Source organism: Pseudohalocynthiibacter aestuariivivens (assembly GCF_018457175.1).
In the GTDB taxonomy this organism is placed as follows: domain Bacteria; phylum Pseudomonadota; class Alphaproteobacteria; order Rhodobacterales; family Rhodobacteraceae; genus Pseudohalocynthiibacter; species Pseudohalocynthiibacter aestuariivivens.
Window position 1 is genome coordinate 19,802 of sequence record NZ_JAGFNU010000015.1, and the last position, 23,936, is coordinate 43,737.

The 23,936-nt window shown below is 50.5% G+C and carries 24 protein-coding genes; 18 read left to right on the forward strand and 6 right to left on the reverse strand.

The genetic code is table 11. The features are described from left to right. Positions 1-40 precede the first annotated feature (40 nt). Genes J4E70_RS17065 through J4E70_RS17085 form a run of 5 tightly spaced genes read left to right on the forward strand, consistent with a single transcriptional unit; the run spans position 41 to position 4,949 of the window. Positions 41-892, forward strand: coding sequence for an FkbM family methyltransferase (locus J4E70_RS17065; protein WP_213890865.1), 852 nt, complete (start codon positions 41-43; stop codon positions 890-892). Then, entirely contained in the window at positions 889-1,782 is an 894-nt protein-coding gene (locus J4E70_RS17070; RefSeq protein WP_213890866.1) for a glycosyltransferase family 10 domain-containing protein, read from the forward strand. Before J4E70_RS17065 ends, J4E70_RS17070 begins: the two co-directional genes overlap by 4 nt. Further along, complete coding sequence (gmd, locus tag J4E70_RS17075) at positions 1,779-2,831, forward strand: GDP-mannose 4,6-dehydratase (protein WP_213890867.1); 1,053 nt, start codon at positions 1,779-1,781, stop codon at positions 2,829-2,831. The genes J4E70_RS17070 and gmd overlap by 4 nt, the downstream gene beginning before the upstream one ends. Further along, positions 2,831-3,751, forward strand: a complete 921-nt coding sequence (locus tag J4E70_RS17080; RefSeq protein ID WP_213890868.1) for a GDP-L-fucose synthase family protein — start codon at positions 2,831-2,833, stop codon at positions 3,749-3,751. Before gmd ends, J4E70_RS17080 begins: the two co-directional genes overlap by 1 nt. 13 nt (positions 3,752-3,764) lie before the next feature. Next, positions 3,765-4,949 (forward strand): DegT/DnrJ/EryC1/StrS family aminotransferase, encoded by a 1,185-nt coding sequence (locus J4E70_RS17085; protein WP_213890869.1) that lies wholly within the window; start codon positions 3,765-3,767, stop codon positions 4,947-4,949. On the opposite strand, the gene J4E70_RS17090 is transcribed toward J4E70_RS17085, so the two are convergent. Further along, the gene (locus J4E70_RS17090; protein WP_213890870.1) at positions 4,946-5,803 is read right to left on the reverse strand and encodes an alpha-1,2-fucosyltransferase; all 858 of its coding nucleotides are present in this window, start codon (positions 5,801-5,803) and stop codon (positions 4,946-4,948) included. The genes J4E70_RS17085 and J4E70_RS17090 overlap by 4 nt on opposite strands. 473 nt (positions 5,804-6,276) lie before the next feature. Here J4E70_RS17090 and J4E70_RS17095 point away from each other — a divergent pair, with 473 nt between their 5' ends. From J4E70_RS17095 to ptsP, 9 genes are all read left to right on the forward strand, one after another. After that, the gene (locus J4E70_RS17095) at positions 6,277-6,807 is read left to right on the forward strand and encodes an FkbM family methyltransferase (protein ID WP_213890871.1); all 531 of its coding nucleotides are present in this window, start codon (positions 6,277-6,279) and stop codon (positions 6,805-6,807) included. Then, positions 6,804-8,219, forward strand: a complete 1,416-nt coding sequence (locus J4E70_RS17100; RefSeq protein WP_213890872.1) for a mannose-1-phosphate guanylyltransferase/mannose-6-phosphate isomerase — start codon at positions 6,804-6,806, stop codon at positions 8,217-8,219. Before J4E70_RS17095 ends, J4E70_RS17100 begins: the two co-directional genes overlap by 4 nt. A 12-nt stretch (positions 8,220-8,231) precedes the next feature. After that, the gene (locus tag J4E70_RS17105; RefSeq protein WP_213890873.1) at positions 8,232-9,278 is read left to right on the forward strand and encodes a glycosyltransferase family 4 protein; all 1,047 of its coding nucleotides are present in this window, start codon (positions 8,232-8,234) and stop codon (positions 9,276-9,278) included. A gap of 145 nt (positions 9,279-9,423) precedes the next feature. Next, positions 9,424-10,668, forward strand: coding sequence for a 3-deoxy-D-manno-octulosonic acid transferase (locus J4E70_RS17110; protein WP_343229480.1), 1,245 nt, complete (start codon positions 9,424-9,426; stop codon positions 10,666-10,668). Positions 10,669-10,829: 161 nt separating this feature from the next. Next, positions 10,830-11,297: an NUDIX hydrolase gene (locus J4E70_RS17115; RefSeq protein ID WP_343229479.1), complete on the forward strand. Its 468-nt coding sequence runs from the start codon at positions 10,830-10,832 to the stop codon at positions 11,295-11,297. A gap of 68 nt (positions 11,298-11,365) precedes the next feature. Then, complete coding sequence (locus J4E70_RS17120) at positions 11,366-11,809, forward strand: DUF1178 family protein (RefSeq protein WP_213890876.1); 444 nt, start codon at positions 11,366-11,368, stop codon at positions 11,807-11,809. 11 nt (positions 11,810-11,820) lie between these two features. Then, complete coding sequence (locus J4E70_RS17125) at positions 11,821-12,474, forward strand: SDR family NAD(P)-dependent oxidoreductase (protein WP_213890877.1); 654 nt, start codon at positions 11,821-11,823, stop codon at positions 12,472-12,474. Positions 12,475-12,567: 93 nt separating this feature from the next. Beyond that, the gene (locus J4E70_RS17130) at positions 12,568-13,806 is read left to right on the forward strand and encodes an aspartate kinase (RefSeq protein WP_213890878.1); all 1,239 of its coding nucleotides are present in this window, start codon (positions 12,568-12,570) and stop codon (positions 13,804-13,806) included. A gap of 8 nt (positions 13,807-13,814) precedes the next feature. Further along, positions 13,815-16,058, forward strand: a complete 2,244-nt coding sequence (ptsP, locus tag J4E70_RS17135; protein ID WP_213890879.1) for a phosphoenolpyruvate--protein phosphotransferase — start codon at positions 13,815-13,817, stop codon at positions 16,056-16,058. 51 nt (positions 16,059-16,109) lie between these two features. Here the strand turns inward: ptsP and J4E70_RS17140 are convergent, their stop codons facing one another. Continuing rightward, entirely contained in the window at positions 16,110-16,601 is a 492-nt protein-coding gene (locus J4E70_RS17140; RefSeq protein WP_213890880.1) for a GNAT family N-acetyltransferase, read from the reverse strand. A gap of 87 nt (positions 16,602-16,688) precedes the next feature. Here J4E70_RS17140 and J4E70_RS17145 point away from each other — a divergent pair, with 87 nt between their 5' ends. The 4 genes from J4E70_RS17145 to J4E70_RS17160 all read left to right on the forward strand — a co-directional run bounded on the left by J4E70_RS17145 (position 16,689) and on the right by J4E70_RS17160 (position 19,114). Next, positions 16,689-17,294 (forward strand): flavin reductase family protein, encoded by a 606-nt coding sequence (locus tag J4E70_RS17145; protein ID WP_213890881.1) that lies wholly within the window; start codon positions 16,689-16,691, stop codon positions 17,292-17,294. A gap of 9 nt (positions 17,295-17,303) precedes the next feature. Beyond that, positions 17,304-18,179, forward strand: a complete 876-nt coding sequence (locus tag J4E70_RS17150) for an S-methyl-5'-thioadenosine phosphorylase (RefSeq protein WP_213890882.1) — start codon at positions 17,304-17,306, stop codon at positions 18,177-18,179. Between the two features lie 24 nt (positions 18,180-18,203). Then, positions 18,204-18,428: a hypothetical protein gene (locus J4E70_RS17155; RefSeq protein WP_213890883.1), complete on the forward strand. Its 225-nt coding sequence runs from the start codon at positions 18,204-18,206 to the stop codon at positions 18,426-18,428. 146 nt (positions 18,429-18,574) lie between these two features. Further along, the gene (locus J4E70_RS17160; RefSeq protein WP_213890884.1) at positions 18,575-19,114 is read left to right on the forward strand and encodes an adenine phosphoribosyltransferase; all 540 of its coding nucleotides are present in this window, start codon (positions 18,575-18,577) and stop codon (positions 19,112-19,114) included. A 121-nt stretch (positions 19,115-19,235) separates the two neighbouring features. Here J4E70_RS17160 and J4E70_RS17165 read toward each other — a convergent pair whose 3' ends face one another. The 4 genes from J4E70_RS17165 to thrC are packed head-to-tail and all read right to left on the reverse strand — an operon-like array spanning position 19,236 to position 23,930. Continuing rightward, on the reverse strand, positions 19,236-20,654 hold the full coding sequence (locus J4E70_RS17165) for an FAD-binding oxidoreductase (protein WP_213890885.1): 1,419 nt from the start codon (positions 20,652-20,654) through the stop codon (positions 19,236-19,238). 44 nt (positions 20,655-20,698) lie between these two features. After that, complete coding sequence (locus tag J4E70_RS17170) at positions 20,699-21,283, reverse strand: GNAT family N-acetyltransferase (protein WP_213890886.1); 585 nt, start codon at positions 21,281-21,283, stop codon at positions 20,699-20,701. Beyond that, entirely contained in the window at positions 21,283-22,545 is a 1,263-nt protein-coding gene (locus J4E70_RS17175) for a M16 family metallopeptidase (RefSeq protein WP_213890887.1), read from the reverse strand. The genes J4E70_RS17170 and J4E70_RS17175 overlap by 1 nt, the downstream gene beginning before the upstream one ends. Then, the gene (thrC, locus tag J4E70_RS17180; RefSeq protein ID WP_213890904.1) at positions 22,542-23,930 is read right to left on the reverse strand and encodes a threonine synthase; all 1,389 of its coding nucleotides are present in this window, start codon (positions 23,928-23,930) and stop codon (positions 22,542-22,544) included. Before thrC ends, J4E70_RS17175 begins: the two co-directional genes overlap by 4 nt. Positions 23,931-23,936: the final 6 nt, after the last annotated feature.

Sequence of the window (23,936 nt, forward strand, 5' to 3'; positions counted from 1 at the left end):
ATTAGTTAGTGAGTAACTAAATTTGTAAGGAAAAGAATTAATGTCTGGAACTTGGCGTTCGCTGACGAGCGACGAACTGACCGGCGGTACAAATCACGAAACTGCGCCCTTTGGTACATTTGCACCGAACTATCTGCAACGAATCTTGATTGGCATTGGTAAGAAAACGATCTTAAAACGAGGCCTTTTTCGCGGTAAATACACGCAAATTATATTGGCGCTTTCCAAAGGACCTCTAGATATTTTTTTCCGGGATTGTGCGTACCGCATTTGGGGTGAAAACAATCTGATTGAATATGGGCTGTTACTAAACCCTGACTATAACAGAGCGGATTTGGATTTTCTGCTGACAGATGCCTCGCCTGACGCGAACTTTATCGATTTGGGCTCTAATATTGGCTTGTACTCGCAACCGATGGCAAAAACTGCTCCGATCGGCAAAACAATATCCATTGATGCCAATCCGTTAATGGCTAAAAGGTTGGCATTTAACGCAAACGCGACAGGCCTAAACAATTTGAAAATAGTTTCAGCGGCAGTTAGCGACGCGGATGGGCAGGGTTCGCTAATTATTCGCAAAGACGATGTGGCAATTGTTGCGGTGGAAGAAACCTCAGGAGGCGAAATTCCAATCCGCACCTTGGGTGCAATCTTAAATGAACAGAAAATAAAAACCATTTACGGTCTAAAAATTGATATAGAAGGCCACGAAGACAAGGCCCTCGCGCCATTCTTGATGAATGCACCGAAAGCACAATTGCCGAAAAAGATCGTGATCGAACATCCCGAACCAGATTCTGATTATCCAGAGTGTACTAAAGTGTTCGCCAAGTTGAGTTATGTTCTCGTGGGGCGAAGCAGAAATAACTCTTTTTATGAATTAATGCCATGACTCAAATTGATGATGCGCCTGCGATAGCTGTCGTGCCCTATGGTAAATGGCCGACATCTAATCTTGCGAACCTTTCTCTGGACGTCCTGGCCTGGCCCATCGGCAGACCGAAGAGGTTGCTGAGCGGTCGCGTCAGAAATTTACGCCGTGATGATCATCTTTTGACTTTTCCGAGAAAACCGGTGTTCTTGTTCCCCCGATTTGGTGTGAAAGCAAAAATTTCAGTTATGATTGTTGAGCCTGACGCCGTACACCAACGATACGTAAATTGGGCTAAATGGCTTCACTGGCGATTCTACAAAGTTCTGACAAAAAATGCGTCACTACTTAAAAAAATAGAAAACGGTGAATTTTACTATTTAGGTTCGACATTTATAAATGAAGAATCCCAGATTGACCTTACAAAATCAAAGATGGCATCACTAATCGCTTCTGCAAGGCGCGATCTGGAGGGTCATAAACTTCGGCATCAAACGGTAGACCACATCCGATCTGAAGGCCTTGATGTTGATATTATGGGGCGGGGCTACAGACCTTTTAAAGAAAAGGCAGATGGATTGGCGCCTTACCGCTACTCAGTGGTAATTGAAAATGTACGTGAACAGAGTTATTTCACAGAGAAACTTGTAGACGCTTGCCTGTGTAAAACAGTGCCAATTTACTGGGGTGCACCAAACATCAGCGATTATTTCGACGTGCGTGGTATGATAATATGCAACAACGCTGCTGAAATTAATACAGCTTTGAAAAACATGAGCGTTTCGGACTACGAAGCACGGTTAAAATGGATCGAAAAGAACGAACAAGCTGCTCGACATCACGCGAACAACATTGAACGGGCTGCCTTGCTAATCCGGAAAACAATCGACAAAAAACAGGAAAGACTATGAACGCAAAAAAGGCATTGATTACGGGTGTAACGGGTCAGGATGGTGCCTATCTTGCCGAATTCCTGCTTGAAAAGGGTTACGAAGTCCACGGCATCAAGCGGCGGACATCGTTATTCAACACTGACCGCATCGACCACCTGTTTGAAGGTCCTGAAGGTAAGGAAGGGCGCTTTGTTCTGCATCATGGCGACATGACAGACAGCACCAGCCTCACCCATATCCTGCAAAAGGTGAAACCAGACGAAGTCTACAACCTGGCTGCACAAAGCCACGTTGCGGTTTCGTTTGAAGAACCGGAATACACAGCAAACTCTGATGCGCTTGGTGCGCTTCGTATGCTGGAAGCTATCCGTATTCTGGAACTTGGTGAAAAGACGCGATATTATCAGGCCTCAACATCCGAGCTTTACGGCTTGGTTCAGGAAACCCCGCAAACTGAAAAAACGCCATTTTACCCCCGCAGCCCCTATGCGGTTGCCAAGCTTTACGCCTTTTGGATTACAGTCAACTATCGTGAGGCTTACGGGTTGTACGCCTGTAACGGCACCCTGTTTAACCACGAAAGCCCAAAACGTGGCGAAACCTTCGTAACCCGGAAAATCACAATGGCACTCGCCCGGATCAAACTGGGCATGCAAAAAACGCTGAAGCTTGGCAATTTAGATGCGAAACGCGACTGGGGTCATGCGCGCGACTATGTCGAAGTGATGTGGCTGATGCTCCAGCAAGAGGTGCCAGAAGACTTTGTCATCGCAACAGGCGTGCAATATTCAGTCCGCGATTTTGTTCTGGCGGCAGCCAAAGAACTGGACATGGAGATCACATTTGAGGGTGAAGGAACGGACGAAGTCGGGCGTGACGCCAACGGCAAGGTGATTGTCGCGATTGATCCGCGCTACTTCCGCCCTACCGAGGTTGAGACCCTGTTGGGCGATGCAACGAAGGCCAAGGAAAAACTGGGCTGGGTACCGCAAACGTCCTTTGACGAACTCGTTGCTGAAATGGTCGCCGAAGATTTCAAGGCCGAGAAACGCAAAGCCCAAGCCTGATGAAAATTCTCATTACAGGTGGCAGTGGAATGGTCGGGAAAAACCTGATCGAACACGCTGCAGCGAAGCAACACGAACTGGTCGTCCCGTCCCGCGAAGAGTTGGATCTGTTGTCTTATGAAAAAACGTCGGATTTGGTCAAAGCCCACACACCCGACCTGATTATTCATTGTGCGGGGCAAGTCGGCGGCATTCATGCCAACATCGCTGATCCAGCTGGGTTTCTTGTCAACAACCTTGATATGGGCCGCAATATTGTTCTTTCAGCGCAGGCAGCCGGCGTTTCAAAGCTGCTAAATCTTGGCAGTTCCTGTATGTACCCCCGCCTTGCAGAAAACCCGCTTCGCGAAGAACAGGTTTTGACCGGAGAGCTGGAGCCGACCAATGAAGGCTATGCCTTGGCAAAAATCACCGTCGCCAGGCTATGTAGCTATCTTTCAGCGACAAAACCAAATCTCCATTATAAAACACTGATGCCCTGCAACCTTTTTGGCAAGCACGATAAGTTCGACCCCAAGGTGTCGCATCTACTGCCCGCAATTGTGAAAAAGATGCATGACGCCAAAACACAAGGTTTGGACAGCGTCGAAATCTGGGGCGACGGAACGGTACGACGAGAGTTTATGTTCGCGTCCGATATGGCGGATGGCACATGGTACATGGTAGATCGATTCGAAAGACTACCCGACATGATGAACCTTGGCGTCGGCCATGATTATTCGATCAACGAGTATTATGAGGCGGCAGCAAAGGTGATTGGCTGGAAAGGTAAATTTACCCATGACCTCAGCAAACCCGTTGGTATGAAACAAAAATTGTTGTCCGTCAGCCGCCAGACAGAGTTGGGTTGGGCCCCGAAAACATCGCTTGAAGAAGGCATCCAGCAGACATACCAGTTTTTTCTGGATAGCCAGAGCTAAGGAGTTCATCCCAATGACAGATCCCGTATTTACACTTGCGACAAGTTCCTGGGATGAAAACGAAATTGAGGCGATAAACCGGGTCGTTGCCTCTGGCTTTTTTTCTATGGGGAAGGAAGTCGCAACATTTGAAAAACAGTTCGCGACATTTGCCGACACGCCCTATGCGGTGATGGTCAATTCCGGCTCTTCTGCCAATCTGTTGATGGTTGCCGCGTTGCGATACCATTCCAAAGCAAATCTTCAGCCCGGGGATGAAGTGATCGTGCCTGCTGTGTCGTGGAGCACGACCTATTCGCCACTTTATCAATACGGTTTGAAACTGAAGTTCGTGGATATTGACCTTGAAACTCTAAACTTCGACCTTGATGCACTGGAAAAGGCCATTGGCCCGAAAACCCGACTGATCATGGCGGTAAATCTGCTGGGTAACCCAAATGATTATAACAAGATCAATGCGATGATTGCGGGGCGCGACATCTATTTGATCGAAGACAATTGTGAATCTTTAGGGGCCACTCTGGGTGGCCAGCAAACGGGTACTTTTGGCATTGCCGGAAGTTACAGTTGCTTTTTCTCGCACCATATTTCCACCATGGAAGGGGGTATGGTCACAACAAATGACGAAGAACTATACCATATCATGCTATCTGTTCGCGCCCACGGTTGGACGCGTAATTTGCCTGAAACCAATCTGGTGACAGGGCAGAAAAGCACGGATGCGTTTGAAGAATCTTTCCGTTTCGTCCTTCCGGGTTACAACCTGCGACCTCTGGAAATGAGCGGTGCCATTGGGCAAGAACAACTTTTAAAATTGCCGATGATTGTGGGAAATCGGCGCAAGAATGCCGTTCTTTTCAAGGACCTCACCAAAGAATTCGGTGACGTGATTTCGCAAAAAGAAATTGGTGAAAGCAGTTGGTTCGGATTTTCGATGGTGGTAAATCCGGAATGCAACATTGACCGTTCCGTTCTACTAAACAGTTTGCAAAAATCAGGTGTCGAATGCAGGCCGATCGTTGCTGGCAACTTTGCAAAGAACAAAGTTGTTGAAAAGTACTTTGACTATGAGATTTCAGGAAACCTGAAAAACGCTGAATACATCGATGGCGCTGGATTATTCATTGGAAACCACCACTACCCGCTGGAAAAGGAAATGGAAGCTCTGCGTACCGCATTAAAGGGTGCTTTCTGCTAAAGACGTATCCAGCTTTCGGGTGCAATGTCCGGATTCTGCATCTTTTGTTTTCCGAACCAGTCTTTCGGCGCAACCACAATTTTATCAGGGTTCCGGTTTAACCAGCTGCCCCACCAGGAAAACGTTGAATTCGCAACAATGTTGTGTTTACAACAACTTATGAGACGCATGTCTTCGTAATGTTTTGCGCTCTCGTTATGATCTGAAAAATGCGTTTTGACTCCAAACCTCATATTTTGCTTCGCCCAAACCGGATCATCCGAAAACACAAAAACTTCAGGTTCCGAAGCGGTTTTCTCTGCTATGATTTCAAGTGCGCGATCATAGTAATTCTTGTCACACACCGCATACGTGCTTCCTGCGGCTGCGTAGTCGCCTCTGCGAACGTGCAACGAAACTGAATTGCAGGCGTCAATTTGCTGTAGCCATCGTTCGTTTTCTTTGGTGGGTGCCGTTTTTATCGCCAGTTCGCGATGCAGGACCTCTGCGTAGTCAGTAAAATATTTCTCAGACTGAAAATACCCATGCAGGTATGTGTTAGCGGACAGTTGGTTGATGTTTTCGTTAAACCCTAAATGCTTCTCGCGAATAAATTCCGGGTTCTTGCTTAGATAGCGCCAAAAATAGTAACGCAAAGTGTCAGAGCGCGCAGGTGGCAGGTTGCTGTCATCACCGATCGTTGCATTGACGTTAAAATGTGACAAAGCATATTTCCAGTGCCCGCCTTTTTCATCCGTCTCGCGCGTATCAAGTAAAAGCCCACATTTGTTACGCTCTGCAACGGCCCTGCCCACCGCATATTGAAACAACTGGTTGCCAAGGCCACCAAACAAACGCGCGATGACGACATCCATCTTTCTCTCCAAAACACCATAAATACCTAAGTATTCTTATGCACTCGCGTTAACATGTGTGGGCAAGCTCTCAAAGCATTTAACGACTTTGCATAACTAAGTACTTAAAATAACTCGGGTTCAGCATTCCGCTGATAGATATGAAAGTAAAAGGCAGCAATCGCTCCAAAAGATGTAGAAAAATGTCAATACTACGGCAAGTTTGAACTTTCTCCTAAAACCTACCACAATCAGTCTTTAGTCTTGGGTCGTCAGCTTGCTTTTTGGGACAAGATAAACGAAGGAAAAGCTGAATACTCGCGATACGGTCACAAACTGTAAAAAAAACCGATACTGAAAGCGTAAGAGTTATGAGAATTTCCCTAAAACATTGGCTTAGACGAAAACGCTCGCCGTGGCTCAAGATTTTTTACGACTCTTTCAAGCGTTACAAGACAGATCGGCGTGAGGCGATCCGGCAAGATTTTGATGGGTTGGGTGAAAAATCTGTTGTGCTGGATTTCGGGGGATTCGAAGGGAACTGGGCACACGACATTCATGAACGCTATAAATGCTCTGTACATGTGTTTGAACCTCACCCCAGATTTGCAGAAGAATTGCGCAACCGGTTTTCAGGTAATGACAAAATATTCATCCACGAATTTGCACTTGGTTCAGAAGAAGGTGTTTTGAAACTTTCTGACGACGGAGACGCTTCTTCAGCGCTACATGAAAACAAGAACGCGGTGGAAGGAAAGATTCAGCCTGTTTCTGTATTTTTCAACGAACACCCAGACACCGACTTTTCTCTGGCAAAGATCAACATTGAAGGTGGTGAATACGATCTATTACCGGCATTGCTCGACACCGGGTTTATTAACAAAATAGGTATTTTGCAGGTGCAGTTTCATCTCTACTCTGAAAGTTTGATTGCAGTTCGCACTGGCATTGTAAGCAGAATTGAAGAAAATTTCCGCTCTGATTGGAGCTATCCGTTTGTTTGGGAGCAGTGGACAAAAAAATGATCACACCAGTTATTCTTTGCGGTGGTTCGGGAACGCGTCTTTGGCCTTTGTCGCGAAAGAGCTATCCAAAGCAGTTTTCAAAACTAATTGGCGACCAGAGCCTGTTTCAGATGTCAGCATCGCGCGTAAAGGGCGACGGATATACTGCTCCTTTGGTTCTGACCAATTCTGATTTCAGGTTTATTGTCGCGGAACAGCTTACAGAAATCGGGATCGACCCAGGTGCTGTTCTGATCGAACCCGAAGGGCGCAACACTGCCCCGGCGATTCTGGCGGCCGCTCTCTATTTGCTTGAAAAAGACAAAGACGCAATGATACTGGTCTTGCCGTCAGACCACAATGTACCGGATGCTGACCATTTTTCTAAAACGGTCCAAACGGGTAAAGATGCGGCACTTGCAGGCAATCTGGTAGCTTTTGGCATCGGTCCAACACGACCGGAATCCGGATACGGTTACTTAGAACTGGAAAGCCCTTCAGCGAATGGCGAAGCCGTAAAACTGCGCCGTTTTGTGGAGAAACCAGATGTAGCCACAGCACAAAAGATGTTGGATGCTGGGAATTTCCTCTGGAATGCGGGAATATTTTTGTTCAAAGCCCAGACAATTGTAGACGCCTTCAAAGAAAATAAATCAGATCTGATGACACCGGTCAAACGCGCGATTGACGAAGCTGAGACTGATTTGGGTTTTTTGCGTCTCGCGCCCGAGCCCTGGTCAGAAGCTGAGGATATATCGATTGACTATGCGGTCATGGAAAAAGCTAAAAATCTGTCGGCTGTGCCATTTAGTGGAGGCTGGTCCGATCTTGGAGACTGGGACAGTGTCTGGCGCGAAACGAAAGGCGATGATGATGGTCTTGTAACCTCTGGCGCCGCAATCGGAATAGATTGCAAGAACACGCTTTTGCGTTCGGAAGCCAAGGGTACGGAAATAGTCGGGATTGGCTTAGAAAACATTGTCGCGATTGCAATGCCAGATGCAGTACTGGTCGCAGACAAGTCCCGCGCGCAAGACGTCAAACTCGCAGTAGACGCGCTAAAACAGAAGAAATCCAACCAGGCCGTTCAATTCCCCCGCGATCATCGCCCTTGGGGAAGTTTCGAGAGTCTATACATGGGCTCCCGGTTTCAGGTGAAACGCATTGTTGTAAAGCCCGGCGGAATTCTTAGCCTTCAAAGCCATGTGCATCGTTCCGAACATTGGGTTGTCGTCGAAGGAACTGCAAAAGTCACGATCGGTGACGTAGTTAAGCTCGTAAGTGACAACGAGTCAGTTTACATTCCTTTGGGGGAAAAACACCGAATGGAGAACCCGGGCAAAGTACCCATGGTACTGATTGAAGTTCAAACAGGCAGCTATCTGGGTGAAGATGACATTGTGCGCTATGAAGATGTATACGCCCGCGATTGAGGCCCATCTTTCATGCCCCCACCTGAGCTTTATGTAACAAATTTCAACAAGAATTTCACTGGAGTCTCTGCGACTACGGCAGGGGTGGTTGCTGTTCAGCAAGACCAGTTTGATATGCGCCTTGTTGGGCAACCGCTTCCGCATTGTCCGGTACCAATTTCAAAGCAGCTCGCATATAAACTTAGTCGTAAAAAACCGCCCGACCGGCCATTTTCCATTTGGCATGTACGGCGCAATCCCGAAATGCGGGCAGCCTTGTGGGCGCGCGATGTTTTGCGGCTGCCTATAAAAATTGTTTTCACCTCGGCGGCGCAAAGGTTACATTCGGCATATCCACGCTGGCTGATCTCCAATATGGACGCGGTGATTGCAACAACGCCCGAAGCCGCCAGTTTTGTTTCGAATGTGCATGCGGTCGTGTCACATGGTGTTGACACCAATCAGTTCAGACCTGCGCAAAACCGCTCTAGCGCCTGGCGGATGCTAGGGTACGGTGGCACGTTTGGCCTTGCCGCAGTAGGGCGAATCAGACCCGAAAAAGGGACCGATATTTTTGTAGAGGCAATGCTGGAGGTTTTGCCAAAGCACCCTGACCTTGTCGCCCTGATCGTTGGCAAGACCGCAAAGGAACATTTGAGTTTCAAGCGAAAACTTGAATCTCGCATCGAAAGCGCTGGCCTTTCAAACCGATTAGTTTTTACGGGCGAAGTGAAGCCTGACAAGATGCCCGCACTGATGCGTGCGCTTACACTACTCGTCGCGCTGCCTCGGTATGAAGGTTACGGAATGACACCTTTGGAAGCTTTGGCAAGCGGAGCGCCTTTTATCGGCACAGAAACAGGGTACTTTCAGGAATTTTCGAATGACGGCCAACTGGGAACCGTGGTTGGGACAGAAAACTCTGCCAAAGCTGCGGCGGCGGTTGAGGCATGGTTTGCAAATCCCGGGCGTCTGTCTAAAGCGTCAGAAATTGCACCGGGCTTTGTCAAACAGCAGCACAGCATTGAAAGGGAAGTCGCAGGAATCAACGCAGTTTACGAAGGGCTTTGGGCGCAATAAACTGATGAAACTAAACGTTATAAAAGCTACTCCAAGTACCATTTGAGGCTTTGAAAGGTCTCGCTTCACTTGTTTAACGCAACTAATCTATAATGATATCTTAATAGCGAAGGACAGCAGCGTGTTTAAATACCGCATTATTCTTGTGCTGGCATGGCTGGTTCTTCCGTTTGTTTTTGTCCACCGGTTTTTTTCCGGAAGAGACACTGCAGCAACATTCCTTGCCCGCCTTGGATATAGCAAAGAGAAATGTACAAATCCCAGATTGATTTGGCTACATGCAGCGAGTCTGGGCGAGTTTAATACGCTGGAACTTTTGCTGCCCGTATTTAGCAGGAAGTTTCAAAACTATGATTTTCTCGTGACGGTTTCGAACCGGCTCACATTCGAAAAAGTAAAGCGTTTGCGTTTACGCTCGCCTTCCCTGCACGCCGATATAGCTCCATTAGATTTCAACTGTGTGTTGAACAGGTTTTTCAAACGCTGGAAGCCAACATGCCTGATCACGATTGAAAACGAAGTTTATCCAAACCGAAACCTAAAATGTTCAGAAGAAAACATACCGATTGTCTTCGTCAATGCCCGGATGTCTGCGAAAAGTTTTAGCTCTTGGCAAAAAGACGAGACCTTTGCCAGAAAAGTTTTCCAATGTATCGATTTCTGTTTTCCTCAGGATCAAAGCTCCGCTGTTCGTTTTTCTGAGCTGGGTGTAGCACCTGACCGGATAAAGTTGTTAGGAAATCTCAAACGATTTCAAGAGTCTACTGAAATCACGCATCCAGACGTCGACAAGCTTCGGTCTGTTTTTGATCCACTTTTTACACTGTGTGCAGCGTCTACCCACAAGGGAGAAGACCAGATTATCCTTGATGCCTTCAGGACGGCCCGCAAAACCCAACCCAATCTGAAACTTATTCTGGTTCCACGCCACCCACGACGGTCGCATGAGATAAGAGGTTTGGTTGATCAGGCAGGGTTCTCCTGTGCAGTCCGTTCGCAAGATACGCTTCCAAAAGCATCAGATGATATCTATCTCGCTGATACTATGGGGGAAATGCCACTATGGTATTCTTCTGCCGCAACGACATTTGTTGCAGGTTCTCTGGTTCCCGTTGGTGGGCACACGCCGTTTGAGCCAGCCGTATATGGATCTGCTATTATCCACGGATCGCAATATTCAAACTTCAAAGCAATTTACGAGCAACTCGTTTGTAACAACGGCTCAATACAGGCTGACACCGCCGATGAAATTGCAACTGCCTGGATAAAACTTCTTGATGAAAACTCACGAAACACTCAGATAGCGGCGAGTAAAAAATCCCTTTTCAAAAACGGTGCAAAAGGCAAAATGTTGGACGAAATCACTTTTAAAGTCGCTTCACTGCTTTAAAAACCACCCTGAAAATAGGCAACAGATTCGCTTGATAAGAAAAAAGGCTGTTCATTCACCCTTTTCGGACAACTTTTGCTTTGCTATGCTTCCACAAAATGAACAATAAGTTGCGAAATCAGCATACGACAGGCAAGCGCGGCGGCTCTAAAGTGACGATAGTGAATACAAAACAACAGCCGATACAGCTGAACGCGTCGCAAAAACACGGCGTACGAACCCAATTCGGAGCACTTTGCTATCGTGTAAATAACGATAAGGTTCAGGTCTTGCTGGTTACCAGCCGCGGTGCCGGACGCTGGATCATCCCAAAGGGATGGCCCATGGATCAGCAAACACCGGCGAGCGCTGCGGCACAGGAAGCCTTTGAGGAGGCGGGTGTTGAAGGCAAAATCGAAAATATCTGCCTTGGTATCTTTTCATATGTGAAAAGCAGGAATGTAGAAGACGAACTTCCCTGCGTCGTCGCAGTCTTTCCGATGAAGGTGAAACGGCTGCTAAGAAAATTTCCCGAGGCGAAAGAAAGAAACCGCCGGTGGTTCAGTGTCAAAAAAGCAGCTTCCATGGTCAGCGAACCCGAACTTGCGCAGATCATTCGCGCATTTGAACCTGCGTTGCTTCCGCGCTAAGTGCCTATCTCGTCATTGTTAAAACAATAACAAACGACTATCTTTGCAGCGATGCTAAGGAAGGCTCAATGATCCGGTATACTCTCAAATGCGCCAATGATCACCAGTTTGAAAGCTGGTTTCAGTCGGCTGACGCTTTTGACAAGGTCAAGGCTGCCAATTTGGTGGCCTGCCCGGATTGTGGTGATACCGCTGTTACAAAGGCAATAATGGCCCCGAAAGTACGCACAGCGCGCGGTGCAGCGCAAACTCCCGTCGAGGAAATTAAGAAACCCCTTTCCACACCGACGACCGAGCAGGAAACAATACTTGCAAAGCTGAAGTCGGAAATTGAAGCCAATTCAGATTACGTCGGTATGAATTTTGCCAAGGAAGCACGGGCAATTCACGATGGTGATGCGCCGGCACGCGCAATTTATGGCGAAGCAAAGCTTGAAGAGGCCAAATCGCTTATAGAGGATGGGGTGCCAGTAGCCCCCCTACCCTTCACACCGAACAGAAAAACAAACTAAGGGGTTAGCCAATGACTGTACTTATTACCGGGGCAAACCGGGGAATTGGCCGTGCTCTCTTTGAACTTTATAAGACTCATGGCACTGAAGTTATTGGAACCACAAGAGGCGCAATTCCTGACGAGAGTTGGGTTACCCTAGATGTGGCAGATCCCGTTTCGCAACAAGACGTGGCGCGAAGGCTTGAGAATAAACCTGTTGAACTGCTGGTTTGCAACGCTGGGGTATATCTCGATAAAGGCCATAGCCTTGCAGACGGTTATGACGCCGAAACATGGGCCGAAAGCTTTGCGGTAAACGTGACGGGTGTTTTTCTTACCGTGCAGGCAATGCTTGCAAATCTGCAGCTTGCAAACACTCCGCGAATTGCGATTATTTCGTCTCAGATGGGCTCTGACACAAGAGCCCCTGGCGGCTCATACGCTTATCGAGCATCAAAAGCTGCTGCGCTGAATCTAGGCCGGAACTTAGCGGCAGATCTAAAAGGACTTGGGATCGCGGTCGGTATCTATCATCCTGGCTGGGTTCAAACCGATATGGGCGGTGCAAGTGCTGAAATTACTGAAACCGAATCTGTCTCAGGTTTGAAAAGCCGGTTTGCAGAGCTTTCGCTTGAAACCACTGGGTCCTTTCTGACCTGGGACGGCCGGACACATCCCTTTTAAGGTTCGCAGAGACAACGCACCGCACTTGCTCTTGGAGCGTATCCCCCCTAAGAAAACCTCGGTTTATAGAAAGCTAGGGCTAAGGGATATTCCATGCCGCTTTTGGTAGTTAAATTCGGGGGTACCTCTGTTGGCTCTCTGGACAAAATCCGCCGCGCTGCAAAACGCGTCGGCGTTGAAGTCGCACGGGGCTATGACGTCATAGTCATCGTTTCAGCGATGTCCGGAAAGACCAACGAACTGGTCAACTGGGTTGGCGAAACGTCACCGTTGTTCGATGCGCGCGAATATGACGCCGTGGTCAGTTCTGGCGAGAACGTAACCGCTGGTTTAATGGCGCTTACACTTCAGGAAATGGATGTCCCGGCGCGAAGCTGGCAGGGCTGGCAAGTGCCGGTGATGACAACCTCTGCCCATTCCGCAGCACGGATAGAGGATATTCCAACAGAAAACCTGAATGCCAAGTTTGACGAAGGCATGCGCGTTGCTGTGGTTGCTGGTTTTCAGGGGATCAGCCCGGAAGGGCGCATCACCACACTTGGCCGGGGCGGATCGGATACGACAGCCGTCGCCTTCGCCGCTGCCTTTGGCGCTGAACGCTGCGACATCTACACCGATGTTGACGGCGTCTATACGACCGATCCGCGGATCAGCGAAAAAGCCCGCAAACTCGACAAGATCGCATTCGAAGAGATGCTGGAGCTCGCTTCATTGGGCGCCAAGGTTCTTCAGACGCGTTCGGTAGAACTTGCAATGCGCTACAAGGTTAAGCTGCGCGTCCTGTCCAGTTTTGATGAACAAACAGAAACATCCGGCACATATGTCTGTGACGAGGAGGAAATTATGGAATCAAATGCAGTTTCCGGCGTCGCCTATTCGCGTGATGAAGCGAAAATGACCCTGATCTCGGTCGCTGACCGGCCCGGTATTGCGGCTGCCATCTTTGGACCGCTGGCGGATGCTGGCGTTAACGTTGACATGATCGTGCAAAACATATCCGAAGAAGGTCGTACCGATATGACCTTCTCTTGCCCGACAGATCAGGTTTTGCGTGCCGAGAAAGCCCTGCAGGGGGCCAAGGCGGAAGGCAGCATAAATTACCACGATCTTGTTGCTGATCAGGATGTTGCCAAAGTGTCGGTTGTAGGTATCGGAATGCGCTCGCACGCTGGTGTTGCCGCGCAAATGTTTCATGCGCTTCATGCTGAAGGAATAAACATTAAGGTCATCACAACCTCTGAAATCAAGATTTCCGTACTAATAGATCGGAAATATATGGAACTTGCCGTCCAAGCCCTGCATGATGCTTTTGAACTGGAAAAAAGCGCTTAAAGGGGCCCATGGCCGAACAAACAGAAAGTGAAAGCCGCAAACTTCTCAGACGTTTGCGCGATACATTGGCGGAAGACAGTGCTGGTCAGACCCGTCTGGACCGGATCATGCATCTGACTGCGGATTCGATGCAGACGGAAGTTTGCTCAATATATCTGTTCCGTGACGCTGAGACGCTGGAACTTTGTGCGACAGAAGGTTTGAACCCTGAATCTGTTCACCAGACTCGGCTTAAACTTGGAGAAGGTCTGGTTGGGCGCGTCGCGAAATTCACAAAATTGATCAACACGGCGAACGCCCCTCAGGAAAAGGGCTTTCGTTTTATGCCCGAAACTGGCGAAGAAATTTATTCTTCTTTTCTGGGTGTACCCGTCCAGCGGCTGGGCGAACGCCTTGGCGTATTGGTCGTACAATCCAAAGAAGCCCGACAGTTTTCTGAAGACGAAGTCTACGCGCTGGAAGTGGTCGCAATGGTTCTGGCTGAAATGACCGAACTTGGTGCTTTCATTGGCGAAGGCGCAGCATTGTCCGCGCGGCATCAGCAACCCGTCATGCTCAAAGGTGGGGTTGGACAGGAAGGAACGGCTGAAGGTCATGTATTTCTGCACGAACCCCGCGTCGTCGTAACAAACCCTATCGCTGACGATCCACATGCCGAATTGCAACGCCTGCAGGAAGCAATTGATCAGTTGCGCGTTTCCGTGGATCAAATGCTGACGAGTGCAGGGACAGGTGACAAAGAGCAGATGCAGGTGCTTGAAGCCTACAGGATGTTTGCCAATTCCAAAGGCTGGATGCGCCGCATGGAGGAGGATATCGCGCGCGGCCTATCTGCAGAGGCCGCGGTTGAAAAAGAACAATCAACGGCCCGCGCGCGCCTGTCTCAGGTTCCTGACGCTTACCTGCGTGACCGGTTGCATGACCTTGACGATCTGTCGAACCGTCTGTTGCGCATCCTGACCGGGCAAGGCAAGGACACTGGTGCCGAAATGCCGGATAACCCAATTCTGGTTGCGCGCAACATCGGCCCCGGAGAGCTTTTGGAATATGGTCGATCGCTGAAAGGTATCATTCTTGAAGAGGGGTCCGTTGGCTCGCACGCCACGATCGTTGCGCGCGCGCTTGCTATTCCACTAATTATTCACGCAGAACGTATCACCAACGAAGCGCTGAATGGCGACCACGTGATGGTTGATGGCGAACAAGGTATTGTGCATCTGAGGCCTGACGATACTGTCGTCAGCGCGTTTCGTGACAAGATGGCAATGCAAGCTCAGGCACAGGAACGCTATACCTCTATCCGGGACAAACCAGCCGAAACTCTTTGTGGAACAAATATCAGCCTGACAATGAATGCTGGCCTGATGGCGGATTTGCCGTCACTGGACAATTCAGGTGCAGATGGCGTCGGGTTATTCCGTACCGAACTCCAATTTCTTGTCCGAAACAAGGTGCCGCGCCGTGGGGAACTTGCTGCACTTTACGGGCGCGTCATGGATGCAGCGCACGGCAAGCGCGTTATTTTTCGCACGCTTGACATAGGGTCTGACAAGGTACTGCCCTATATGAAACCGCAGGACGAGCCAAACCCCGCGCTTGGCTGGCGCGCCATCCGGGTCGGGCTTGATAAACCCGGTGTGATGCGGATGCAGCTTCAGGCGCTTCTGCGCGCCGCAAATGGCCGCCCAATGTATATTATGTTTCCAATGGTTGCGCAGTTTGAAGAGTTTAAAGAAGCTCGGTCCTTTGTGTACAAAGAAGTGGAGAGAGAGCGCCAGCTTGGGCACGTCTTGCCAGAATCTTTGGAAGTGGGAGCGATGCTTGAGACACCTTCGCTTGCCTTTGCGCCGCGCCAATTCTTCGAAATGGCAGACTTTATTTCCATCGGGGGCAATGATCTTAAACAGTTTTTCTTTGCCGCTGACCGCGAAAATGAACGCGTGCGAAGACGCTATGACACATTGAACGTTAGTTTCCTGACGTTTCTTGAGCAAATCGTTCAACGCTGCAACGAGACAGACACACCTCTCTCATTTTGCGGAGAGGATGCAGGACGGCCTGTTGAAGCCCTGTGTTTTGCAGCGATAGGCCTTCGCGCGCTTTCGATGCGACCGGCTTCAATTGGGCCAGTAAAATCAATTCTGCGTCGTTCAAACCTTGCTGAAGTTAAAGAAGTGATCGAAACCGCACGTGCACGTGGCGATCAATCCGTCCGCCCGGCGATCTTGGATTGGTTGACAAAAGAGAGCTGAGGGCGTCGCGCACAATGCAGATACGATCTGCAGGCTGGTGAACCTCGTATTCTACTCGGCGTCCGCTTTCTGGACCATCCCTGTAACACCTACCCAGCTTCCCTCAACCAACTCTTGCCCTAGAACCCGCTCTGGATTGGTGGGCGGCGGCATCTCAACACCTTCGAGTTTGTTAAACCCGAAACGGCCGTAATAGGACGCATCCCCCACAAGCATAACGCGTTTCCAATCATTTTCGCGTGCAGTTTCAAGGCTTTCCTGAATGAGATATCCCCCAAGTCCTTCGCCCTGTCGGGTCGGGTGGACAGCGACAGGCCCTAGCAGCAAGGCGGGGCGTTTCCCGATACGAACTGGCCAAAACCGAATTGCCCCTGCCAGAATTCCATCTTCGTCCCGAGCAACAAGAGATAGCTCACGCACCGCCGAAATCCCGTCACGTAAACGATAGGACGAAAGCGCCTCACGCCCCGGTGCAAAGCAAAGGTCATAGATCGCTTCTACTTCCCACCAATCCGTTGCTGTTTCTTCAGTTAGCCGATACACCGCTAGCGCTTTCCTAAAGTCACCAAACTTTTCTCTGGAAACGCCCCTAACACGACGTTACCAGTTGGGCAAACATTGGGAGCAAAGATGTTCTACAGACCTGAAGATGGCCACAACCTTCCCCACAATCCATTTAACGCCATTGTTACCCCAAGACCCATTGGCTGGATATCAACACGGGACAGTGCCGGGGTCGATAACCTTGCGCCTTATTCCTTTTTCAACGCGGTCGCCTATGACCCGCCGCAAGTCATGTTCGCGTCTTCCAGCGCAAAGGCGGATCGTGGAGATACGAAAGACAGTGTTGCAAATATCCGGGATACCGGGGTTTTCTGCGTGAACATCGTTGAATATGCGGCGCGCGATGCAATGAACATAAGCTCAGGGGAACATCCCGCTGGCAAAGACGAGTTTCTGCTTGCCGGAGTCGAAAAATCCGAATGCGAGACAATTAAATGCAGCCGCGTTGCGAATGCGCCCGCAAATCTGGAGTGCAAACTGACCCAGATTGTAAGATTGCCCGGTGCCGCAAATATCGTTGTGTTCGGAGAGGTCACAGGCATTCATATGCGTGACGATTGCATGAAGGATGGCCGGTTTGACATCACCAGCTTTCACCCTCTCGCACGTCTTGGTTATCGTGACTATGCACGCGTTACAGAGCTCTTTAGCCTTAACAGGCCGGACGACTGAGGATTCTTCATGGCAAAGACAATAATTGGCATAATTGGCGGCTCGGGCATCTATGATATAGATGGCCTCAAAGACGCTGAGTGGCAGGCAGTAGAAAGCCCCTGGGGCACCCCTTCAGACGAAATTTTGACGGGTTCTCTTGATGGGGTGGAAATGGCTTTTTTACCGCGGCATGGCCGGGGTCATGTCCACAGCCCGACAACAGTGCCGTACCGCGCCAACATTGATGCGCTGAAGCGTATTGGCGTCACAGACGTGATTTCTGTTTCTGCCTGCGGATCTTTCCGCGAAGAAATGGCGCCTGGTGATTTTGTCGTCATTGACCAGTTTATCGACCGCACCTTTGGCCGTGAGAAAAGCTTTTTTGGAACCGGGTTTGTAGCACACGTAAGTGTTGCGCACCCAACCTGTCCGCGCCTGTCAGACGCCTGTGAAACTGCTGCAAAAGACGCGGGTATCAATGTACACCGGGGCGGCACTTATCTGGCGATGGAAGGGCCACAGTTTTCAACGCTTGCTGAATCCAAGGTGTACCGGGAAAGCTGGGGGTGTGATGTGATTGGGATGACCAATATGCCCGAAGCAAAACTCGCCCGCGAGGCAGAACTTTGCTATGCCTCAGTCGCAATGGTTACAGACTACGATAGCTGGCACCCGGATCACGGCGAAGTGGACGTAAGTGAGATTATCAAAACACTTATGGGTAACGCCGATAAAGGCCGGGAAATGGTTCGTCGTCTACCCGCGCTTTTGGGCGCTCAACGGCCCCCCTGCCCGCATGGCTGTGATCGGGCGCTTGAATATGCCATCCTGACCCATCCCGATGCGCGCGATCCGGCGCTGGTTGCCAAACTGGATGCCGTTGCTGCTCGGGTTCTCGTTTAGCTCATGCTTGGTTGGTTAGATCAGATGACTCAACCTGACAGACGCTACAAGTTTGGCCGTCACCTGGAAGCGCTGACAGACGAGGTGTTTCACGTTTTTCGCTGGACGTTGATGGTTGGCTTTGCCCGGTTTCTTGCGACAGAGTTTCCTTCGCCCCTGCTAGATTTGCTTTACTGGGCGCTTACGATGCTGCTGTTCGGATACTTGTCCTCTCGCTTCCTTCTCCGTCCGGAGTTGCGAATTTTCTAAACACGGGATCAGCTTTGGAAGCGGCTTTTGCAAAGCTTTGTGAACTTTTTGCTGTGTATCGTGATATTTATGCTTGTCCTTTGGACAGTTCAGGAATTAAGCGCAACTATCGCCCAATACCGCACAATTGTTAACTAGGGATCAGGATGAACAACAACAAAACTGTCAAAGACTACATCCGCACGATTGTCGACTTTCCTCATGAAGGGATCATGTTCCGCGATGTCACAACGCTTTTCGCTGACCCGCGCGGGTTTCGCATGGCAATTGACCAGATGTTGCACCCCTACGCGGGAATGCGGATCGACAAGGTTGTTGGTCTTGAAGCACGTGGTTTTATCTTGGGTGGTGCGATTGCCCACCAGCTTTCAGTAGGTTTCGTCCCTATCCGCAAGAAAGGTAAACTGCCGGGAACCACGATTTCAGAGGAATATAAGCTGGAATATGGCGAAGCGATTGTCGAAATTCATGATGACGCACTGTTGCCCGGCGAAACGGTTTTGGTTGTGGATGATCTGCTTGCAACTGGCGGTACAGCGGAAGCCGGTATCAAACTGATCGAGCGTCTTGGCGCAGAGATTGTTGGTTGCGCCTTTATAATTGATTTGCCAGATCTGGGTGGCCGCAAAAAGCTTGAAGCAATGGGAATGGACGTCTATGCCCTTTGTGAATTCTCGGGGCTGTAAACCGTAAATTAACTAAACCCACCTAAAGCTGATCTTGCCTGACAGTAACAGGCGCTGCTTGTACACACGTAAGACATTGATCGCCCTGTTGGTTTCGCCATCAGGGCGATCATTTTTATTGCTAATCGTTCTTCGAAAAAATCACACCGGGATTCATTATTCCATGGGGATCAAGCGATGTTTTAATCATGCGCATCAGTGCAATTTTCGCAGGTGACCCATAGCGCAACAGATCGTCCGTTTTTAGGCGCCCAATCCCGTGCTCTGCACTAAATGAACCCTCGAATTCGTGCACAAGATCATGCACCAACCCTTTGATTTCGTCCCGACGCTCAGAGTACGCTTCTTTCTTCTGCCCCTCTGGCGGAAACACATTGTAGTGCAGGTTTCCGTCGCCAAGATGTCCGAAACTGTTGATGCGGAACTTGCCCAAGGCAGAGACAGCCTGCCCCGCCACCTCCAAAAACTCGGATATCGCGCCAAGCGGCAGTGAAATATCATGGCTGGATATTGCGCCCACCCGTGAATTTGCCTGCGGAATATGTTCACGTACAGACCAGAATTCCTGCCTTTGTGTCTCTGATTGCGCGACAAGCCCGTCGGTGACAAGACCAGCATCCAGACCCTGTTCAAAGATATTTTCAAGAGTTCCGGCCGCGCCCATAGCGGCTGGCAAACCCAGGTCAACAAGAACCGACCATTCTGGCATCTGGTCAAATGGAACACGAACATCCGGCATATGTTTCGCCAAAAAATCGAGTCCCGTGCGATGGATCAATTCAAATGCGCTGACGCCACCACCCGAAATATCCTGCGCGATTGCGAGCAGTTTCAGTGCATCGGACGGGTTGGTGACGACAAAAAGTGCAGTTCCCTGCTCTGCAGGCCTTGGAAAAAGTTTCAATGTCGCAGCGGTGATAACGCCTAACGTGCCCTCAGCCCCGATCAGCAAATTCCGAACGTCATAACCAGTGTTATCCTTGCGAAGCCGCGTGAGCCCATTCCAGATATCACCATCTGGAAGAACCGCTTCAAGCCCTAGGCATAAATCCCGCATATTTCCGTAGCGCAGCACATTTACACCCCCCGCATTCGTCGCGAGATTACCACCAATACGGCAACTTCCTTCTGACGCCAGTGAAAGAGGGAACAGACGCCCAGCCTCTTCGGCGGCTGCCTGCACGTTTTGCAAAATCGCACCCGCTTCGGCGATAAGCACGTTCTCTTCCGGATACACCGCACGGATTTGCGTCATACGCTCGAGCGACAAAATAACGGGTGCCGGACCTTCGGGCAGGACCTGCCCCCCGACCAGCCCTGTGCCGCCGCCATAGGGTACAATCCCGACCTTCGCAGCCGCACAGGCCCGGATGATTATCGAAACCTGTTCCACATCACGTGGCGCAATCAGTAAGCCCCCTTGACCTGAAAACCTTCCTCGGGGTTCTTCCAGATAAGCGGGGGTCAGCGGGCGGAACGATGACTCGGGGAGCTGAGCGCGAAGCAATGTTTCAAAGGCGTCATTTGCGGGGGTCAGCATCCTACACTCCTGCCTCTCAAAGCTTACATCCGATGCTGGACCCCTTATCCAGCTTCGGTCTTGCCACGCCGGTCAATACGCAGGTTCGCATAGAGAACATGCGTTCGCCAGCGCCCATTGATCTGTAAATAACTTTGCGCAACGCCTTCATATTTGAAACCGGTCTTTTCCAGAACACCACGCGACGCGATGTTTTCAGGCAAACATGCAGCTTCCACTCGGCTAAGGTCAAGTTCGTGAAAGGCGTAAAACGTAACAGCCTCTATCGCTTCGCGCATGAAACCCTGACGCGCCCATGGGGCGCCAATCCAATACCCAAGCGTTGCCGCCTGCGCAGGGCCCCGTCGAATGGTGTCTAAGGTGACAGCGCCGATCAATCTGTTCTCTGCGCGGTGAATAAGAAACAACGGAACCGCCGAGCCGTTCGCGATTGATCTTTGCGCCCAGTAGACCCGATTGGTAAACCCCTTGCGGCTTAGGTGGTCAGTGGACCACGTCGGCTCCCACGGCTTTAAAAACTCAGCACTTTCACGACGCAAGGAAGCCCAACTGCGATGGTCGCTATGAACGGGCGGACGCAATGTCATCCGTTCCGTCTCGATACGAACCTTGCGCCGCAATCCAAGCATCAGGCAGCAAGCCTGTTCTGTAGTTCTTCAAGCGTTGGTGCATGATCAACCGGGCCATAAAGGGCAAGGGTCGGTTTGATGCCGGTCGCCAGTGCGCCAGCAAACTCCCGAACCGCGCGCGTCGTAACTGCATCTACCTTTTCAACCGTTTCCGAAACAAGCGGCACCCGGCCCCAGATAGCGACCATCCGCGCAAGGCGCTCTGCACGCGATGACGGGCTTTCCAGCCCCATCAGCAGCCCTGCTTTCATCTGTGCACGGGCGCGGGCGACTTCTGCTTCGGACATATCATCCGCAGAGCGTTTCAGTTCGTCCATGGTCAATCCGGACAGTTCACCGATCTGCTCAGCACTCGTGCCCGCATAGATGGTCATCAGGCCCGAGTCAGCGTAGGCACCAGCCTGTGCGAAGATCGTGTAGCAAAGCCCGCGCTTCTCGCGGATCTCCTGAAACAGACGTGATGACATCCCACCACCGAGCGCAGCCGCATAAATTTGCGCAGTATAAATATCGTCGTCCCTGTAGCCCGGGCTTTCAAGCGCCATCGCCATGTGAACTTGCTCAAGGTCTTTTACGACACGCTTTTCGCCACCCGTGTAAAGTGCGGGTTGCGATTTAGGTGACTGACTGCCCTGAAGGTGGCCAAACAATGCCTCAGCCCGTCTAACAAGGTCTGCATGGTCCACTGCCCCTGCTGCCGCCAGAATCATCTGATCGGGCCCGTATTGTTCCCCTACAAACCCGGAAAGATCGTTACGCGAAAAAGCACTGACCCGTTCTGCGGGGCCAAGAATTGTCCGTCCCAGAGGCTGGTCTGGATAGGCCTCTTCCTGCAGCCAGTCAAAGACCACGTCATCGGGCGTATCAAGCGCCTGGCCGATTTCCTGAAGGATCACGCCGCGCTCGACCTCTATTTCGTCATGGTCGTAGACGGGGTTGAGCAAAATATCCGAGATCACATCGAGCGCCAAAGGCACATCTGACTTCAGTATCCGCGCATAATAGGCCGTCATCTCGCGGCTGGTGTAAGCGTTTATATATCCGCCAACATCTTCGATGGCCTCGGCAATCTGTAGTGCGCTTCGGGTTTTGGTGCCTTTAAAGGCCATATGTTCCAGAAAATGCGCAATGCCGTTTTGTTCGGGCCGCTCATCACGGCCACCCGCCATGACCCAGATACCGAGAGAAGCCGATTGAAGCCCCGGCATGTTCTCTGTGACAATGCGGAAACCATTAGACAGTGTATGAAGTTCTACGCTCAAAGGGCCAAACGCTCCCATATCAAAGTTTCTAACGCACCAAGGTCATTCGCAACCTCGGTCACGCGTTCATCTCGTTCAAATAGATCAGCCATTCGCGGCGGAAGCGAAATATCCTGTCCGCACGCCGCTTTCACTGCGGCTGGGAATTTTGCCGGGTGCGCCGTTGCAAGCGTTATCATTGGCGTCACACCCAAATGGTCAGCAGCGACTTTCACACCAACCGCAGAATGGGGGCAAAGTACTTCGCCAGTGTGTTTAAAGGCGGATTTTATCATTGCCGAGGTTTCCTCTTCGGAGACCCGACCAGAAACAAAAAGTCCGCGCAGTCGCTCCAATGCACCTTGAGAAACATTGAAGCTACCACCAGATTTCAATTCATCCATCAACTGTGCAACTGCCGAGCCTTCGCAATCATATATATCAAACAGTGCGCGCTCAAAATTCGAGCTCACCTGAATATCCATTGAAGGGCTAATTGACGGTGTAACACCCATAGTGGTGTAAGCCCCGCTGGTCAGTGTGCGGTGCAGAATGTCGTTCTGATTGGTCGCAATCACCAGCTTGTCGATAGGCAGGCCCATCTTCTTGGCAATGTAGCCTGCAAAAATATCGCCAAAGTTGCCGGTTGGGACAGTGAAGCTGACTTTGCGATGCGGCGCACCCAAAGACACGGCCGAGCTAAAATAGTAAACCACCTGCGCCAGTACACGACCCCAGTTGATCGAATTCACGCCGGCAAGGCGTACGCCATCACGAAACTCAAAATCATTGAACATGTCTTTGAGACGCGCCTGACAGTCGTCAAAATCGCCGTGGACCGCAAGGGCATGAACGTTGCCTTCTACCGGAGTTGTCATCTGACGCCGTTGTACTTCGCTGACGCGGCCATGGGGGAACATGACAAATACATCAACCGCCTCAAGACCACGAAACGCTTCTATCGCTGCAGAACCGGTATCGCCCGATGTCGCCCCGACGATCGTGATACGTTCTCCCCGACGCGCCAAAGCCTTTTGAAACATCTGGCCAATAAGCTGCATTGCGAAATCTTTGAACGCCAGTGTCGGGCCGTGAAACAGTTCAAGCAGGAAATGGTTTGGCGCGAGCTGCACCAGCGGTGCACGAGCGTCATGCCCAAAACCTGCATAGGCTTTCTCAATAATCTCGCCAAATTCTGAATCCGAAAAGGTATCACCGATAAACGGACGCATGACGCGATAGGCGACCTCTTCATACGACAATCCGGCAAGCGCCGCGATTTCGCTCTTGGGCATCGTCGGTACGGATTCGGGCACATATAGCCCGCCGTCACGCGCCAGCCCTGTCAACATCGCTTCTTCAAAACTTAAGCTCGGGGCGCTGCCCCGGGTCGAGATATATCGCATCCTGAA

What these genes read in the sequence shown, in the direction of transcription:
- J4E70_RS17065 (WP_213890865.1), top strand. Translation starts at nt 41, where the DNA reads ATGTCTGGAACTTGGCGTTCGCTGACGAGCGACGAACTGACCGGCGGT.
- J4E70_RS17070 (WP_213890866.1), top strand. Translation starts at nt 889, where the DNA reads ATGACTCAAATTGATGATGCGCCTGCGATAGCTGTCGTGCCCTATGGT.
- gmd (WP_213890867.1), top strand. Translation starts at nt 1,779, where the DNA reads ATGAACGCAAAAAAGGCATTGATTACGGGTGTAACGGGTCAGGATGGT.
- J4E70_RS17080 (WP_213890868.1), top strand. Translation starts at nt 2,831, where the DNA reads ATGAAAATTCTCATTACAGGTGGCAGTGGAATGGTCGGGAAAAACCTG.
- J4E70_RS17085 (WP_213890869.1), top strand. Translation starts at nt 3,765, where the DNA reads ATGACAGATCCCGTATTTACACTTGCGACAAGTTCCTGGGATGAAAAC.
- J4E70_RS17090 (WP_213890870.1), bottom strand. Translation starts at nt 5,803, where the DNA reads ATGGATGTCGTCATCGCGCGTTTGTTTGGTGGCCTTGGCAACCAGTTG.
- J4E70_RS17100 (WP_213890872.1), top strand. Translation starts at nt 6,804, where the DNA reads ATGATCACACCAGTTATTCTTTGCGGTGGTTCGGGAACGCGTCTTTGG.
- J4E70_RS17105 (WP_213890873.1), top strand. Translation starts at nt 8,232, where the DNA reads ATGCCCCCACCTGAGCTTTATGTAACAAATTTCAACAAGAATTTCACT.
- J4E70_RS17120 (WP_213890876.1), top strand. Translation starts at nt 11,366, where the DNA reads ATGATCCGGTATACTCTCAAATGCGCCAATGATCACCAGTTTGAAAGC.
- J4E70_RS17125 (WP_213890877.1), top strand. Translation starts at nt 11,821, where the DNA reads ATGACTGTACTTATTACCGGGGCAAACCGGGGAATTGGCCGTGCTCTC.
- J4E70_RS17130 (WP_213890878.1), top strand. Translation starts at nt 12,568, where the DNA reads ATGCCGCTTTTGGTAGTTAAATTCGGGGGTACCTCTGTTGGCTCTCTG.
- ptsP (WP_213890879.1), top strand. Translation starts at nt 13,815, where the DNA reads ATGGCCGAACAAACAGAAAGTGAAAGCCGCAAACTTCTCAGACGTTTG.
- J4E70_RS17145 (WP_213890881.1), top strand. Translation starts at nt 16,689, where the DNA reads ATGTTCTACAGACCTGAAGATGGCCACAACCTTCCCCACAATCCATTT.
- J4E70_RS17150 (WP_213890882.1), top strand. Translation starts at nt 17,304, where the DNA reads ATGGCAAAGACAATAATTGGCATAATTGGCGGCTCGGGCATCTATGAT.
- J4E70_RS17155 (WP_213890883.1), top strand. Translation starts at nt 18,204, where the DNA reads ATGACTCAACCTGACAGACGCTACAAGTTTGGCCGTCACCTGGAAGCG.
- J4E70_RS17160 (WP_213890884.1), top strand. Translation starts at nt 18,575, where the DNA reads ATGAACAACAACAAAACTGTCAAAGACTACATCCGCACGATTGTCGAC.
- J4E70_RS17165 (WP_213890885.1), bottom strand. Translation starts at nt 20,654, where the DNA reads ATGCTGACCCCCGCAAATGACGCCTTTGAAACATTGCTTCGCGCTCAG.
- J4E70_RS17170 (WP_213890886.1), bottom strand. Translation starts at nt 21,283, where the DNA reads ATGCTTGGATTGCGGCGCAAGGTTCGTATCGAGACGGAACGGATGACA.
- thrC (WP_213890904.1), bottom strand. Translation starts at nt 23,930, where the DNA reads ATGCGATATATCTCGACCCGGGGCAGCGCCCCGAGCTTAAGTTTTGAA.